The sequence below is a fragment of the Brevundimonas sp. FV1ye28 genome (assembly GCF_058681135.1).
Genome location: NZ_CM178731.1, coordinates 1,887,401 through 1,900,828 on the forward strand (window position 1 = coordinate 1,887,401; position 13,428 = coordinate 1,900,828).

At 66.2% G+C, this 13,428-nt stretch carries 12 protein-coding genes; all 12 read left to right on the plus strand.

Annotated features, from left to right (window positions below; translation table 11 throughout):
* Positions 1 to 22: 22 nt before the first annotated feature.
* Positions 23 to 1,171: a CobW family GTP-binding protein gene (locus ACW171_RS09285; protein ID WP_492092891.1), complete on the plus strand. Its 1,149-nt coding sequence runs from the start codon at positions 23 to 25 to the stop codon at positions 1,169 to 1,171.
* A 15-nt stretch (positions 1,172 to 1,186) separates the two neighbouring features.
* Positions 1,187 to 1,867, plus strand: a complete 681-nt coding sequence (locus ACW171_RS09290) for an SDR family NAD(P)-dependent oxidoreductase (RefSeq protein WP_492092892.1) — start codon at positions 1,187 to 1,189, stop codon at positions 1,865 to 1,867.
* Positions 1,868 to 1,930: 63 nt separating this feature from the next.
* A complete protein-coding gene (locus ACW171_RS09295) occupies positions 1,931 to 2,122 on the plus strand; it encodes an AbrB/MazE/SpoVT family DNA-binding domain-containing protein (protein ID WP_492092893.1) in 192 nt (63 codons plus the stop codon).
* A 150-nt stretch (positions 2,123 to 2,272) separates the two neighbouring features.
* Positions 2,273 to 3,238: a WD40 repeat domain-containing protein gene (locus ACW171_RS09300; RefSeq protein WP_492092894.1), complete on the plus strand. Its 966-nt coding sequence runs from the start codon at positions 2,273 to 2,275 to the stop codon at positions 3,236 to 3,238.
* 56 nt (positions 3,239 to 3,294) lie between these two features.
* Entirely contained in the window at positions 3,295 to 3,420 is a 126-nt protein-coding gene (locus ACW171_RS09305) for a hypothetical protein (protein ID WP_492092895.1), read from the plus strand.
* A gap of 13 nt (positions 3,421 to 3,433) precedes the next feature.
* Positions 3,434 to 4,141, plus strand: a complete 708-nt coding sequence (gene mtgA / locus ACW171_RS09310; RefSeq protein WP_492092896.1) for a monofunctional biosynthetic peptidoglycan transglycosylase — start codon at positions 3,434 to 3,436, stop codon at positions 4,139 to 4,141.
* Between the two features lie 92 nt (positions 4,142 to 4,233).
* Entirely contained in the window at positions 4,234 to 5,898 is a 1,665-nt protein-coding gene (locus ACW171_RS09315) for a TadE/TadG family type IV pilus assembly protein (protein ID WP_492092897.1), read from the plus strand.
* Positions 5,895 to 6,104: a flagellar basal body rod C-terminal domain-containing protein gene (locus tag ACW171_RS09320; protein ID WP_492092898.1), complete on the plus strand. Its 210-nt coding sequence runs from the start codon at positions 5,895 to 5,897 to the stop codon at positions 6,102 to 6,104. The genes ACW171_RS09315 and ACW171_RS09320 overlap by 4 nt, the downstream gene beginning before the upstream one ends.
* Positions 6,105 to 6,143: 39 nt before the next feature.
* Positions 6,144 to 6,635: a VOC family protein gene (locus ACW171_RS09325; RefSeq protein WP_492092899.1), complete on the plus strand. Its 492-nt coding sequence runs from the start codon at positions 6,144 to 6,146 to the stop codon at positions 6,633 to 6,635.
* Between the two features lie 125 nt (positions 6,636 to 6,760).
* On the plus strand, positions 6,761 to 7,108 hold the full coding sequence (locus ACW171_RS09330; RefSeq protein ID WP_492092900.1) for a DUF1428 domain-containing protein: 348 nt from the start codon (positions 6,761 to 6,763) through the stop codon (positions 7,106 to 7,108).
* Between the two features lie 689 nt (positions 7,109 to 7,797).
* Entirely contained in the window at positions 7,798 to 11,037 is a 3,240-nt protein-coding gene (locus tag ACW171_RS09335; protein WP_492096611.1) for a TonB-dependent receptor domain-containing protein, read from the plus strand.
* A 223-nt stretch (positions 11,038 to 11,260) separates the two neighbouring features.
* Positions 11,261 to 13,423 (plus strand): TonB-dependent receptor, encoded by a 2,163-nt coding sequence (locus ACW171_RS09340; RefSeq protein WP_492092901.1) that lies wholly within the window; start codon positions 11,261 to 11,263, stop codon positions 13,421 to 13,423.
* Positions 13,424 to 13,428 lie beyond the last annotated feature (5 nt).

Consider the following 13,428-nt stretch of genomic DNA (forward strand, 5'->3'; position numbering starts at 1 on the left):
ACCAGAGACCATCTACCTCGCCATGACCGACACGACCTCCTCCAAGATCCCCGTCACCGTCCTCACCGGCTATCTCGGCGCGGGCAAGACCACCCTGCTCAACCGCATCCTGACCGAGGACCACGGCAAGCGTTACGCCGTCATCGTCAACGAGTTCGGCGAGATCGGCATCGACAATGATCTCGTGGTGGGCGCCGACGAGGATGTGTTCGAGATGAACAACGGCTGCGTCTGCTGCACGGTGCGCGGCGACCTGATCCGCGTCGTCGCCGGCCTGATGAAGCGCCAGAAACCGGGCGCTCCCGCCTTCGACGCCATCATCGTCGAGACCACCGGCCTCGCCGACCCCGGCCCGGTCGCCCAGACCTTCTTCGTCGACGAGGACGTCAAGTCCAAGACCACGCTCGACAGCGTCACCGCCCTGGTCGACGCCAAACACGTCATGGCCCGGCTGGACGACTCGAAAGAGGCCCGCGAACAGGTCGCCTTCGCCGACCGCATCATCCTCAACAAGACCGACCTGGCCTCCGAGGCCGAACTGGTCGCGGTCGAACAGCGCCTGAGGAAGCTGAACCCGCTCGCCCCCATCACTCGGGCGATGCGGGCCAACGTGCCGCTGGATCAGGTCCTGGGCCTGCACGGTTTCGACCTCGAACGCATCCTCGACATCAATCCGGAGTTCGCCAATCCGGCCCACGGCGAGGCCGGCCACGTCCACGACGAACACTGTGGCCACGATCACGATCACCACGGGCACGATCATGACCACGATCATGCGAATCACCGGCACGGCCATGCGGACGGAGCGCACGCTTCGGACGGTTCGGACGGTGTTTCGACGTCCGGCCACGGTCCGCGCGGGCACAATCATGCCGACGACATCAAGGGCATCTCCCTGTCGCTCGACCGCCCGATGAACGGTGTGAAGTTCACTCAGTGGCTCGACAAGCTGCTCGGCGAGCAGGGCCAGAACATCCTGCGCGCCAAGGGCATCATCAATGTCGAGGGCGAGGACAAGCGCCTCGTCTTCCAGGCCGTCCACATGATCCTCGAGGGCGACCTGCAACGCGAATGGGGCGCCGCCGAACACCGCTGGTCCCGCGCCGTCTTCATCGGCCGCGACCTCGACGAAGCGGCGCTGAAGGCCGGCTTCGAATCCTGCGCTGCCTGAACGAGAGAGACTAGAATGACCCAATCCATCCTCATCGTCGGTGCCTCGCGCGGGCTCGGCCTCGGTCTCGTCGCCGAACATCTGAAGCGCGGCTTCGACGTCATCGCCACGGTCCGCAAGGTCGAGGACGAGCCGGCGCTCAAGTCCCTGCCCGGCGCCGAACGACTGACGATCCATCATGCCGACGTGACCTCCGACGCCGACATCGCGCGCCTGGCCGCCGACCTGCCCAAGGACCTCGACGTGGTCTTCGTCAACGCCGGCGTCTCGGGTCCGAAGAGCGTGACCGAGGCCACCGCCGACGAGCTCAACGCCGTCATGCAGACCAACGTCTTCGGCCCCATCCGCCTGGCCCACGCCCTGGCCGGCCATGTCCGCGAACAGACCGGCGTCCTGGCCCTGATGTCCAGCATCATGGGGTCGATCGCCGAGAACACCGGCGGCATGGAGGTCTACCGCGCCACCAAGACCGCCCAGAACGGCTTCGCCCGCTCCCTGTGGCTGGCCGCCGCCAAGGATCGGGGCGTGACCGTCCTGTCCGTCCATCCCGGCTGGGTGAAGACCGACATGGGCGGTGCGGGCGCAGACATCGATGTCGAGACCAGCGTCACCGGCATGGCCGACCAGCTGGCCGCCCACGCCGGCGCCAACGTCCACAAGTTCGTCGACTACAGCGGACGCGAGATCGCGTGGTGATCCGCGCCCGCTTCAGAAGCACCGGGGCTTGAAACGGGTCTCACTGAGGCGCTTGATGCAATGATGACCGCCCTACCGGAAAGCTATGAGTTACTGATCGAAGAGGGCGGCATCGTCACGCTCCCGGACGCCGTGATCCGTCACTTGGGCTGCGAGCCTGGTCTGGAGGTTCAACTGGACTGCGATGTCCGCCCAGATGGTTCAATCGTCATCTTGCCGGTTGCGATGAGCGCGGCCCAAAACGACGGCGCCTGAACCCGCATAGTACCGCTCATCCCCGCGAAAGCGGGGACCCAGTGCTTTTCTAAGGCACAGTGCGCGGGATAGATTTCACAGAAAGATCGGTGGCGAGTATCGCCCACAGAACTGGGTCCCGGCTTTCGCGGGGATGAGCGGAAGAATTAGATGCCCACCTTCACCTTCGACGCCCAGGTCACCTCGGCCCATTTTGAGCGCTCCGGCGCGGTCTTCGCGCTGGGCGACGGCTCCGTGCGATTCGAGGACCGGACTTTCGACGCGGTCCATGACGGCGCAATCCTGTGCGCCGTGGTCCATCCGTCCGGCGACGGCCTCGTCACCGGCGGCGACGACGGCCGTGTGATCTGGAGCCGCAAGGGCGAGGCCGGGGTCCTGGCCACCGCCAAGGGCCAGTGGATCGATTCCATCGCCGCCTCGTCCGAGACGAACCTGATCGCCTTCTCGGCCGGAAAGACCCTGTCGGTCATCGACGCCACCGACGCCGGTTTCCGCCGCGACTTTACGCACGACCGCACCGTTTCGGGTGTCGCCTTCGATCCCAAGGGCCGTCGCATCGCCGCCTCGACCTATGGCGGGGCCTGGCTTTGGTATGCGCGGATCGCCGACCAGAAGCCGACCAAACTGGGCTGGGCCGGGTCGCATACGGGCGTCGCCTTCTCGCCCGACGGCGCCTTCGTCGTCACCATGATGCAGGACGCCCAGCTTCACGGCTGGCGGCTGAAGGACGCCAAGAACATGCGGATGGGCGGCTACCCCTCCAAGATCCGCTCCGTCGGCTTCATGAACAAGGGCCGGCTCCTGGCCACCTCGGGCGCGCAGGGCGCCGTGCTCTGGCCCTTCGACAGCTCGAACGGTCCGATGGGCCGCGAGGCGTCGGAGATCGGCTTCGACGACAGCACCCTGGTCAATCTCGTCGCCACCGCCAATCCGCACGGCGCCCTCGCCGCCGGTCTGGCGGACGGCCGCGTCTGGGTCGCCGATCCGGCCGCGCACGGTCTCAACTTCATCAAGGCCGAGAAGGGCGCCCCCATCGTCGCCCTGGCTCTCAGCCCCGACGCTACCCGCGTCGCCTGGGCCGATGAGGACGGACAGGCGGGCGTCGCCGACATCTGAGCCTCGACACCGTCCCGCGACACGCCCTATCGTCGCGAAGGGAACGGGGGTTCTGGATGAAAATTCGACGGGCAGACGGCACGCCGCGCATGGCCTTCGGCTGCATGGCCGTGGGCATACTGGCCCTGGTCGTGATCGGCGCCTTCGCCGTCATCTTCCTCTGGGACGTGAACGCGCAATAGGCCGGGAGGGACCATGACCGAGAAAGCACCCACGCCGCGCCGAAAGAAGCGCCGCCCCGTCCTGATCGCCCTTCTGGTGCTGGCCGCCCTGCCGATCGGCGGCGTCCTGATCCACGCCCTCGCCCCGCCGCCCCTGACCCTTCTCATGGCGCGCGAGTTCATCGCCGGAAACGGCCTCGACTACCGCTGGCGCTCGCTGGACCAGATCTCGCCCAACCTCGTCGCCTCCGCGATCGCCGCCGAGGACGCCCGCTTCTGCGCTCACGGGGGCTTCGACATGGAGGCCATCCAGAAGGCCCTCGCCGACAACGAGCGCGGCCGGCGGGTCCGCGGCGGCTCCACCATCTCGCAGCAGACGGCCAAGAACGTCTTCCTCTGGCCCGGCCGCGACTGGATCAGGAAAGGCTTGGAGGCCGGCTACACCCTGATGATCGAGACCGTCTGGTCCAAGCGCCGGATCATGGAGGTCTATCTGAACGTCGCCGAGATGGGTCCCGGCATCTACGGCGCAGAGGCCGCCGCCCAGCACTGGTTCGGCAAGTCCGCCGCCGACCTCAGCCCGCGCGAGGCCGCCCGTATCGCCGCCATCCTGCCCTCCCCGCGCCGCTACGACGCGGGCTCTCCCGGCCCCTACGTCCGTCGCCGCGCCTCCCGCGTCCAGGCCAGCGCCCGCGTGGTCAGGAACGAGGGTCTGGCCGCCTGTGTCCTCGGCGAGCGTTAACCACCCGCCTTGGCCGAAACCTTAACCGTCTCGCGCTAGACGACGTCGATTGCGGCCCATCCTCTCCGGGCCGCCGCCAGGATGGGTGGGCCATGACGATCGTGAACCGGATGATGCGGCGAGCGCGCGATGTCGTGCGCGGCTTCGCATCCGACACACGCGGCAATGTCGCCATGATCGCGGCCTTCGTGATCCCGCTGCTGCTGCTGATCACCTTCGGCGGCATCGACATTCACCGCGCCTCGACCGTGAAGGCCAACCTCCAGGACGCCCTGGACGCCGCCACCCTGGCCGCCGCCCGTTCTCAGTATACGGACGACACCAACATCACCCGCATCGGCCTCGCCTCGCTTCAGGCCAACCTCGCCCCCTTCAAGGACATCGCGCTTCAGCCCGGCACGACCTTCAAGCTCAACCCGAACACCGGGGCCGTCGTCGGCGACGCCAAGGTCGATGTCAACGCGATCGTCGGCGCGATCGTCTTGCCCCGCACCGGCGCCGCCACCGCCGGCACGATTCCCGTCAGCGGCCACTCCGAAGTCCTGCGCTCCAACCTCCGCATCGAGGTCGCCCTGGTGATCGACAACACCGGGTCGATGGGTCAGGACAACAAGCTGAAGAACACGCAGGACGCGGCGATCAACCTTCTGAACCGACTGGAGGCCGCCGACGCGCGCTCGATCGAGGAAGACGCCATCAAGGTGTCTCTGGTGCCGTTTTCCCAGACGGTTCGGATCAGCCAGGGCGGCTCGTCTTCACGGCCGAGCTATATGTCGGACGCAGCCGATCACACGGGCGGAACCGGAATCCACGGCATCTTCGACAAGGGTGTCGGTCGCTTCGAGATGCTGAGCCGTCTCGGCACGACCTGGGGCGGATGCGTCGAAGCCCGTGCCCAGCCCTATGACATTCGCGACACCGCTTCCTCCTCCTCCAATCAGGCGACGATGTTCGTTCCCTATTTTGCGCCAGACGAGCCGGACTGGAGGGACTACCGGTACCATTCGACCTGGGTCAACTGGCAGTATGAGGACAACAGCTACCTCGATGATCGCCGCCCCGGATCCGACAGTCGGAACCCCTTCAGGACGGTCGCCGAGCGCACGGACGAGTGGTTCGCACGCGTGAAGAACGTCGATAAATACGTCCGGACCAACGGCCTTAACACCGACTTCGGCCCCAACAAGGGCTGTGACATCGAGCCCGTCATCCGGCTGACCAACGACTATGAGACGCTGCGCAAGGCGGTGGGCAGGATGGTCGCAAGCGGGAATACCAACGTTCCGTTGGGGGCGATGTGGGGCTGGCACACCCTGTCGGATGTCGGCCCATTCGGTGATGGCCGCCGCTACAACGAGGAGCGGCTCCAGAAGATCATCATCATCATGACAGACGGCGAGAATGTCCTGGGTGACACGAACAGTCCCAACGATTCGCCCTACAACGGCCTGGGATACATCTGGCAGGACCGGCTCGGGATAACCTCCGGCAATGCCGCGACCCGGCGCTCGCGGATGGACAATCGCATGGACAATGCGAACGCCAGCGCCGAGGACCTGTGCGGAAACATGAAGGCGGCATCGAAGAATATCGAGGTGTACACCATCGCCGTGCAGGTCGATTCCACGGCCCAGGCGGTCCTGCGCCGCTGCGCCACCGACGACGAGCACTACTACCCTGTCAGCAGTTCCGCCGGGATCGCCGATGCCTTCGACCGGATCGCGGGACGGATCGAAAACCTCAGGATCTCGCGATGATCGCTTCCTCCATCGCTGCCTCCGGCATCGCCGCGGCCACCGCTCGCTTCGAACAGAGCGCCCAGCGCACGGCCCGTGCCCCGCTGGACAACCTCGAGACCGAGATGGTCGAGCGGATCGAGGCCAAGGCCGAGTTCTCCGCCAACATTGCGGTGCTCAGGACCGCCGACGACATGGCCGGCGCCCTGCTGGACATCCTCGCCTGATCGGTCTTTCCTCTGGGTCAAGAAACGCAGGGGAACGCCATGGCCGACAAGATCACGCCCTGCATCTGGTACGACCTCGGCCAGGCTCGCCCGGCGGCCGAATTCTATGTCTCGCTCGGTCTGCCCGACAGCCATGTCGACGCAGCCTTCGACAGCCCCACCGATAACCCCTCGTCAAAGGCCGGCTCCGAGCTGGTGGTCCAGTTCACCCTGGCCGGGCGCGCCTACGTCGGTCTGAACGGCGGGCCGATGTTCCCACAGTCCGAGGCCGTCTCCTTCATGGTCCACACCGACGACCAGGCCGAGACCGATCGTCTGTGGAGCGCCATCGTCGGCAATGGCGGCCAGGAGAGCGAGTGCGGCTGGTGCAAGGACCGCTGGGGCGTCAACTGGCAGATCACGCCGAAGCGGCTGCTGGAGTTCTATTCCGACCCGAACCCCGCCCGCACCAGGGCCGCGTTCGAAGCCATGATGACGATGAAGAAGATCGACATCGCCGCCCTGGAAGCCGCCGCCGACGCCGCCGGCTGACGGCTTCGTACAAGACGCCTGCCCGACGTCCCGACCAATCTCTCGAGCCTACCAACCCGCCAACAGGGGCTCAAGCAGCGAGCGACCGCGTCGCGAGCGGTAGCCCCCTCCGAAGGAGAACGACCATGGCTTACGTTTCCGGCTTCCTGACCCCCGTGAAGGCTGCGGACAAGGACCGCTACATCAAGTCGGCCGAGAAGAGCTGGCCCGTCTTCCAGAAATACGGCGCCCTCGAGCAGGTCGAGACCTGGGGCGTCGATGTCCCCCCCGGCAAGGTCACCGGCTTCGACCTGGCCGTGAAGCTGGAAGAGGGCGAGGTCGTCGTCTTCTCCTGGCTGAAGTGGCCCGACAGGGCGACCGCCGAAGCCTGTTTCGCCACCATGGAAACCGACCCCGCCTGGCAGGACATGGACATGCCGTTCGACGGCAAGCGCATGATGTGGGGCGGGTTCGAACCGATCTTCCAGAGCTGATCGACGCCCCTAGAGCATGATCGTTTGAGGTGGACCCACTGCGTGGGTCCAACCGAGAGCGTGGATCATGATCTCGCTAACACCTGGAGCCTGATTCACGGCATCGGCGGAACCGCGAAGCGATTCCACCTCAGCCGATCAGGCTCTACCGAAGATCTGGCTGACCTCGCCGCGCCTTCGATCGGACCGTCGCCGGGTCTGATCGAAGTCCGGTGCGGGAGCGATTGCGTGCGACGAGGCTTGGGCGCCCGAAGCAGGCAACCTTGGCGACAAGCCAAGATAAAGCCGCGATCGTCATCCGCATCCCAATGCCGAGGGAGCCTGATGGCCAGTGTCCGGTCTCCGACAGAAAAGGCGACGAAAACACCCGGTCAGATGAAAGGTTCCGCGCGAACGACGGTTTGTTTCGTCTTGGTAATAATCAACTCAATCTGCACCAGATAACGTCATTATATTCCATATTTCATTATAGTCACGCTTGACCTGATTACTTGAGAGCGGCTCTTGGCGCGATCCTTTACACGCCCGTCATTCGAAAGTGATCCATGTCCGTTTTGCGCAACCGTCTACTTGCTACTTCGGTCCTATCGACTGCCCTTATCATCGCCGCCCCGGCGTTCGCCCAAACCCCGCCCGCAGCGACGCCTCCGACGTCGACCTCGAGCCAGGAGCCTCTGGCCACGGCTCCGGTGTCCTTGGCCGCCCAGGATGACACTGCCCAGCTCGACGAAATCGTCGTCACCGGTTCGCGGATCCGGCGTGATGCGACGAATGCCCCGACGCCCCTGATTCAGGTCGCGCGCGAGGATCTGCTGTCGACCGGCCAGACGACCGTCATCGACTACCTGGCCACCATCCCGGCCCTGTCCAATTCGGTCGTACCGTCGGACACCACGGGCACCGGCCTCGGCGACGGCGGGCTGTCGTTGCCCAACCTGCGCTCGCTCGGCTCCAACCGGACCCTGACCCTGGTCGATGGTCGCCGCCACGTCGGCTCGTCGGGCGGTCAGCTTTCGGTCGACGTCGACACCATCCCTCGCCTGCTGATCGAGAACATCGAAATCGTCACCGGGGGCGCCTCGTCCGTCTATGGCGCGGACGCCGTATCCGGCGTGCTCAACTTCATCCTTCGCAAGGATTTCGAGGGCCTGGAGATCGACGCCAACTACGGCATGATCAACCAGAATGGTGAGGCCAACCAGCGCATCTCGGCCCTGATCGGCCACAACTTCTTCGACGGTCGACTGAACGTCTACGCCCACGGCGAATACGAGAAGGTCGACGAAGTCACCTCGCTCGACATCGACTGGCTGCGTGACGCGCCGGTCCGCATCGGCACGGATGCCGATCCGACCACGAACCAGTTCGATGGCATCACCGATGCCCGCCTGTTCAGGGGCGTCCGCCGCATGGACCTGCCGCGCTGGGGCCAGACGACCCTCGCCAACGCTCAGCAGCCCAGCCCGACCAGCGACCCGGACGTCCCCTTCGAGGACTGCAGCTTCAGCGGCATCGGTTCGTTCAGCTACAGCCCGAACTGCTACGGCGTCACGCCGGGCAAGACCTTCTGGTACGACGGCACCACCGCCCGTCCGGCCAACTTCGGCACTCGCGTCGGCAATACCGGCAACAACCGCCCTTACAACCTCGGTGACGGTGACGGCGAGAACCCGGCCGAGTTCTCGACCGGCTCGCGCGTGCCCCGTTCGGAAGCGCAACGCTACCAGATCGGCTCGACCTTCCAGGTCACCGATGACATCGAGCTCTACGGCGAAGCGAAGTACATCACCGAAGAGACCTTCGACCTCAGCCAGCCGACCTTCTTCGACATCGATCTGGTCGACTCCTACGGAGCGAGCTCGGCCAACCCGATCTACAGCGTCGCCAACTTCGACCTGCGCTGGACGGACAACGCCTTCCTGCCGCAGAACGTCAAGGACGCGATCCGCAACAACCAGCTGATCGCCTATTCGGCTCCGACGGATACGGCTCCGGGCGCCGCCCTCGGCGCGGTCAACGCGCCCTTGGCTCGCCACAGCCTGTTCGGCCCCGACCGGACCCAGGAGAACACGCGCGAGCTGCAACGTTATGTCGTGGGCCTGCGCGGCTCGCGTGACAGCCTCTGGTTCGTGAACAACCTCGACTGGGACATCGGCTACACCTACGGCGAGGTGGAGGTCGAAAACCGCGAACGCGGCGTGGATTCCCAGCGCTTCGCCCTTGCGGCCGACGCCATCGTCGACACCGCCGGCATCGTCAACGGCCGCCCCGGCGAGGTCGTCTGCCGCGTCCAGGTCCTGAACAAGCAGGGCGTGCCCAACGGCGCCCTCGACCAGGGCCCTGCCGGCCCCGGCGATCTGCGCGACACTCAGTACGGCCGCGACTCGATCAACCAGTGCGTCCCGCTGAACGTCTTCGGCAAGGGCAACCAGACGGCCGAGGCCCTGGCCTATGTCGACGCCGTCATCGGCGTGAAGGAACGCAACGAACAGGAACAGGCGATCGCGTCGGTGTCCGGCCAGTTGTGGGACTTCTGGGGCGCCGGTCCCCTGGGCGTGGCCCTGGGCGCCGAATATCGCCGCGAGGCGACCTCGGCCGTGGGTCGCGATCGTGACACCGCCGGTCGTCCGCTGCTGTTCCTGAACACGGGTCCGGACTTCCCCGAGGCGGAATACACGTCGGAAGAAGTCTTCGCCGAGGTCTCGGTGCCCCTGTTCCGCGACAGCGTGCTGGGCGAATATGCCGAACTCAGCGGCTCGTATCGCTATGCCGACTACTCGACCGTCGGCAACGTGGACGTCTATGGCGTCAACCTGGTCTACCGCCCGATCCCCGACATCGCGTTCAAGACCAGCTACAACACCTCGGTCCGGGTGCCTGACCTGGCGGAGAACTTCGCTCCGAACAGCCAGACCTTCCTGAACGATGTCGTCGATCCCTGCTCCACGGTGAACATCGCCGCGGTCAACGAGGCCGACATCCGTGCAAACCGGATCGCCAACTGCACCACCCTGGCCCAGGCTGCCGGCCTCAACTTCGACTTCGCCGGCGCCACCGCCACCAACACCGACGACTTCCGTCCGAACTACACCTCGGGCATTGCGGGCGTCTCAGGCGGCAACCCCAACCTGCAGCCGGAAGAATCCGACAGCTTCACCTTCTCGACGGTGCTGCGTCCGCGCTTCATCCCGAACTTCTCGCTGGTGCTCGACTATTACGAGATCCGGATCGACCAGGTGATCGCCTCGGTCTCTGCGGCGACGGCGGCAGCCAACTGCGTCAGCGGCGAATCGCTGAACGCAGCGGCCTGTTCCACCATCTTCCGCAACAACCCGGACATCCCGTTCGGCATCGGCGCGCCCGTCAACGATCCGATCGGCGGCTTCATTGAAGGCTCGATCAACTACGCGGCGCTCGAGACGCGCGGTCTGGACTTCACCGGCCGCTATCTGATGGACCTGGAAGAGATGACGGGCCGCAACCTGGGCCAGATCGACTACTCGCTCTCGGGTTCCTGGTTGATCGAACAGAACGAGTTCCTCAACGCCGATGACGCTTCCGATTTCACGGACCTGGCTTCGGGTCTGCAATACCCGCGTGTGCGCTTCAGCTCGTCGCTGACCTACACGCCCAACGAAATCTGGAGCGTGAACTGGACGGCTGACTGGCAGGCCGCCCAGGACATCACTGAACGCCGCGACTTCGTGAACAACGCCGACGCCCGCCTGGTGTCGGAGCTGGATACCGATACCTTCACCCGCCACGACTTCACCGTGCGCTACAATGTCCGCGAGGATCTGTCGGTCCGTGCGGGCGTGGTGAACGCGTTCGACGCGGAGCAGGCGCCCTATCTGGGCACCACCCTCTATTCCAACTTCGACCCTTACGGCCGCCGCTTCTTCATCGGCCTGAACTACCGCCCCTTCTAGGGCTCCATGAGTTGACGCAACTGGGGCGGCTCCACACGGAGCCGCCCCTTTTTTTGCTCCGGGTTCAAGACGGTGGGTTTCGCCTCCCGCGCCCGCCGACGCGAGCAGACCGACGATCCCTGGGTCCGACCGCCGCCAGGGTTGGCGAACGGCGACAAAGCGCCGCTTGTTCGCAAGCGCACAAACCTATATGCGACCGGTTCTCATTCACAGGTCGCTTTTGATGTTCCGTACCCTCGCCCTCTCCACCACCGCCCTCTGCCTGATCGCCGGCGCCGCCCAAGCCCAGACCGCGAACCAGACCCAGGCCGATCGGCTGGACGAGGTCGTGGTCACCGGCTCACAGGTCCGCATCGCCGCCCCCTATGCCGGCGGCCAGGTGGCGCGGGGCGCGCGGGTCGGCCTGTTCGGCACCCTGGGTCAGCTCGACACCCCCTTCGCCGTCACCGCCTACACCGAGGAACTGGCCCGCAACCAGCAGGCCCGCAGCGTCGCCGACGTGCTCCAGAACGACCCGGCCGTGCGCGTCTCCAAGGGCTTCGGCAACTTCCAGGAGCTCTACATCCTGCGCGGCTTCCCGATCTATTCGGACGACATGACCTACAACGGTCTCTACGGCATCCTGCCGCGTCAGTTCGTGGCCGCCGAGTTCCTGGAGCGGGTCGAGGTCTTCCACGGCGCGACGGCCTTCCTGAACGGCGCGGCCCCCGGCGGTTCGGCCATCGGCGGCAGCATCAACCTGACGCCAAAGCGCGCGGGCGATCAGCCCCTGACGCGCGGCACGGTCGGCCTCGAAGGGGGCGGCGAATGGTATGTCGCGGCCGACGTCGCCCGCCGCTTCGGCGCGGACGGTGAATACGGCCTTCGTCTCAACGCCGCCCGCCGCTCGGGCGAGAGCTCCATCGAGGATCAGGAACGCCACCTGGACGTCATCGGCCTGGGGATCGATCGTCGCGGCGACCGCGCCCGCTTCTCGGCCGATTTCGGCTATCAGGACCAGCGCATCGACGCCCCGCGCCCGACCGTGACCCCGACCGGCGCCGTCCCCGCCGCCCCGGACGCGTCGAAGAACTTCGCCCAGCCCTGGACCTATACCGACGAGACCCAGCTGTTCGGCGTCGCCCGTGGCGAGTTCGACTTCAGCGACACCGTCACCGCCTGGGCCGCCGTCGGCGGTCGTCACGGCGAGGAGGCCAACCGTCTGGCCAACCCGACAGCCCAGCCCAATGGCGTGACCTCGGCCTACCGCTTCGACAACGCGCGGGAGGACGACGTCTGGTCCGGCGACGTCGGCATCCGCGCCGAGCTGACCACCGGCGCGATCGATCACCGCATCGTCGCCTCGGCGTCGATGGTCCAGTCGCGCGAGAAGAACGCCTATGCCTTCTCGAACTTCGCCGGCTTCGCCTCGACCCTGACCGATCCGGTCTTCGTCGCCCCGCCGGCCGCCGACTTCTTCGTCGGCGGCGTCCTGTCGGACCCGCGCGAAGTGGGCCGCGTCGACTACGCCAGCCTGGCCTTCGCCGACATGCTCGGCTTCATGGACGGCCGCCTCCTGGTCACCCTCGGCGCCCGCTATCAGGAGATCGAGACCCAGGCCTTCGACTACAACACCGGCGCCCTGCTGACCGAATACACCAGCGACGCCGTCACCCCGGCCCTGGCCGTGGTCTACAAGGCGACGCCCCAGATCTCGCTCTACGCCAACTATGTCGAGGCCCTGATCCCCGGCCAGACGGCCCCGCTCAACACCCCCGGCGGCACCCAGATCACCAACCCCGGCGAGGTCTTGGAACCCTTCACGGGCGAGCAGGTCGAGGTCGGCATGAAGTATGACGTGGGTCGCTTCGGCGGCTCGGTCAGCCTGTTCCGCACCACCCAGCAGAGCGCCTTCATCGAGAACAACCGCTTCGGCGCCAACGGCGAACAGCGCAACCAGGGTGTCGAGATCGCCTTCTTCGGCGAGCCGCGCGAGGGCCTGCGCCTGCTGGGCGGCTGGACCTATCTCGACGCCGAGCTGACCGACACGGCCACCGCCGCCCTGTCCGGCAAGACCCCGATCGGCGCGCCCGAGCTTCAGGGCAACCTCAATGTCGAGTGGGACGTGCCGCAGTTCGCCGGCCTGACCCTGGAAGGCCGCGCCGTCTATACGGGCGAGCAGGAGGTCGACGCACTGAACACGGTTCAGCTCGACAGCTGGACCCGGTTCGATGCCGGCGTCCGTTACGCCTTCGCGGTCTCGGGCCGCGAGCTCACCGCCCGCGCCCGCGTCGAGAACATCGCCGATGAGGATCAATGGGTCGCCGTCGGCGGCTATCCGGGCACCAACTATCTGTCGCTCGGCGCCCCGCGCACCCTGTCGGTCTCGATCTCGGCGGAGTTCTAGACCCG

Excerpts from the sequence above, each read along its gene's own strand:
- ACW171_RS09285 (WP_492092891.1), top strand. The coding sequence starts at position 23 with ATGACCGACACGACCTCCTCCAAGATCCCCGTCACCGTCCTCACCGGC.
- ACW171_RS09290 (WP_492092892.1), top strand. The coding sequence starts at position 1,187 with ATGACCCAATCCATCCTCATCGTCGGTGCCTCGCGCGGGCTCGGCCTC.
- ACW171_RS09295 (WP_492092893.1), top strand. The coding sequence starts at position 1,931 with ATGACCGCCCTACCGGAAAGCTATGAGTTACTGATCGAAGAGGGCGGC.
- ACW171_RS09300 (WP_492092894.1), top strand. The coding sequence starts at position 2,273 with ATGCCCACCTTCACCTTCGACGCCCAGGTCACCTCGGCCCATTTTGAG.
- ACW171_RS09305 (WP_492092895.1), top strand. The coding sequence starts at position 3,295 with ATGAAAATTCGACGGGCAGACGGCACGCCGCGCATGGCCTTCGGCTGC.
- mtgA (WP_492092896.1), top strand. The coding sequence starts at position 3,434 with ATGACCGAGAAAGCACCCACGCCGCGCCGAAAGAAGCGCCGCCCCGTC.
- ACW171_RS09315 (WP_492092897.1), top strand. The coding sequence starts at position 4,234 with ATGACGATCGTGAACCGGATGATGCGGCGAGCGCGCGATGTCGTGCGC.
- ACW171_RS09320 (WP_492092898.1), top strand. The coding sequence starts at position 5,895 with ATGATCGCTTCCTCCATCGCTGCCTCCGGCATCGCCGCGGCCACCGCT.
- ACW171_RS09325 (WP_492092899.1), top strand. The coding sequence starts at position 6,144 with ATGGCCGACAAGATCACGCCCTGCATCTGGTACGACCTCGGCCAGGCT.
- ACW171_RS09330 (WP_492092900.1), top strand. The coding sequence starts at position 6,761 with ATGGCTTACGTTTCCGGCTTCCTGACCCCCGTGAAGGCTGCGGACAAG.
- ACW171_RS09340 (WP_492092901.1), top strand. The coding sequence starts at position 11,261 with ATGTTCCGTACCCTCGCCCTCTCCACCACCGCCCTCTGCCTGATCGCC.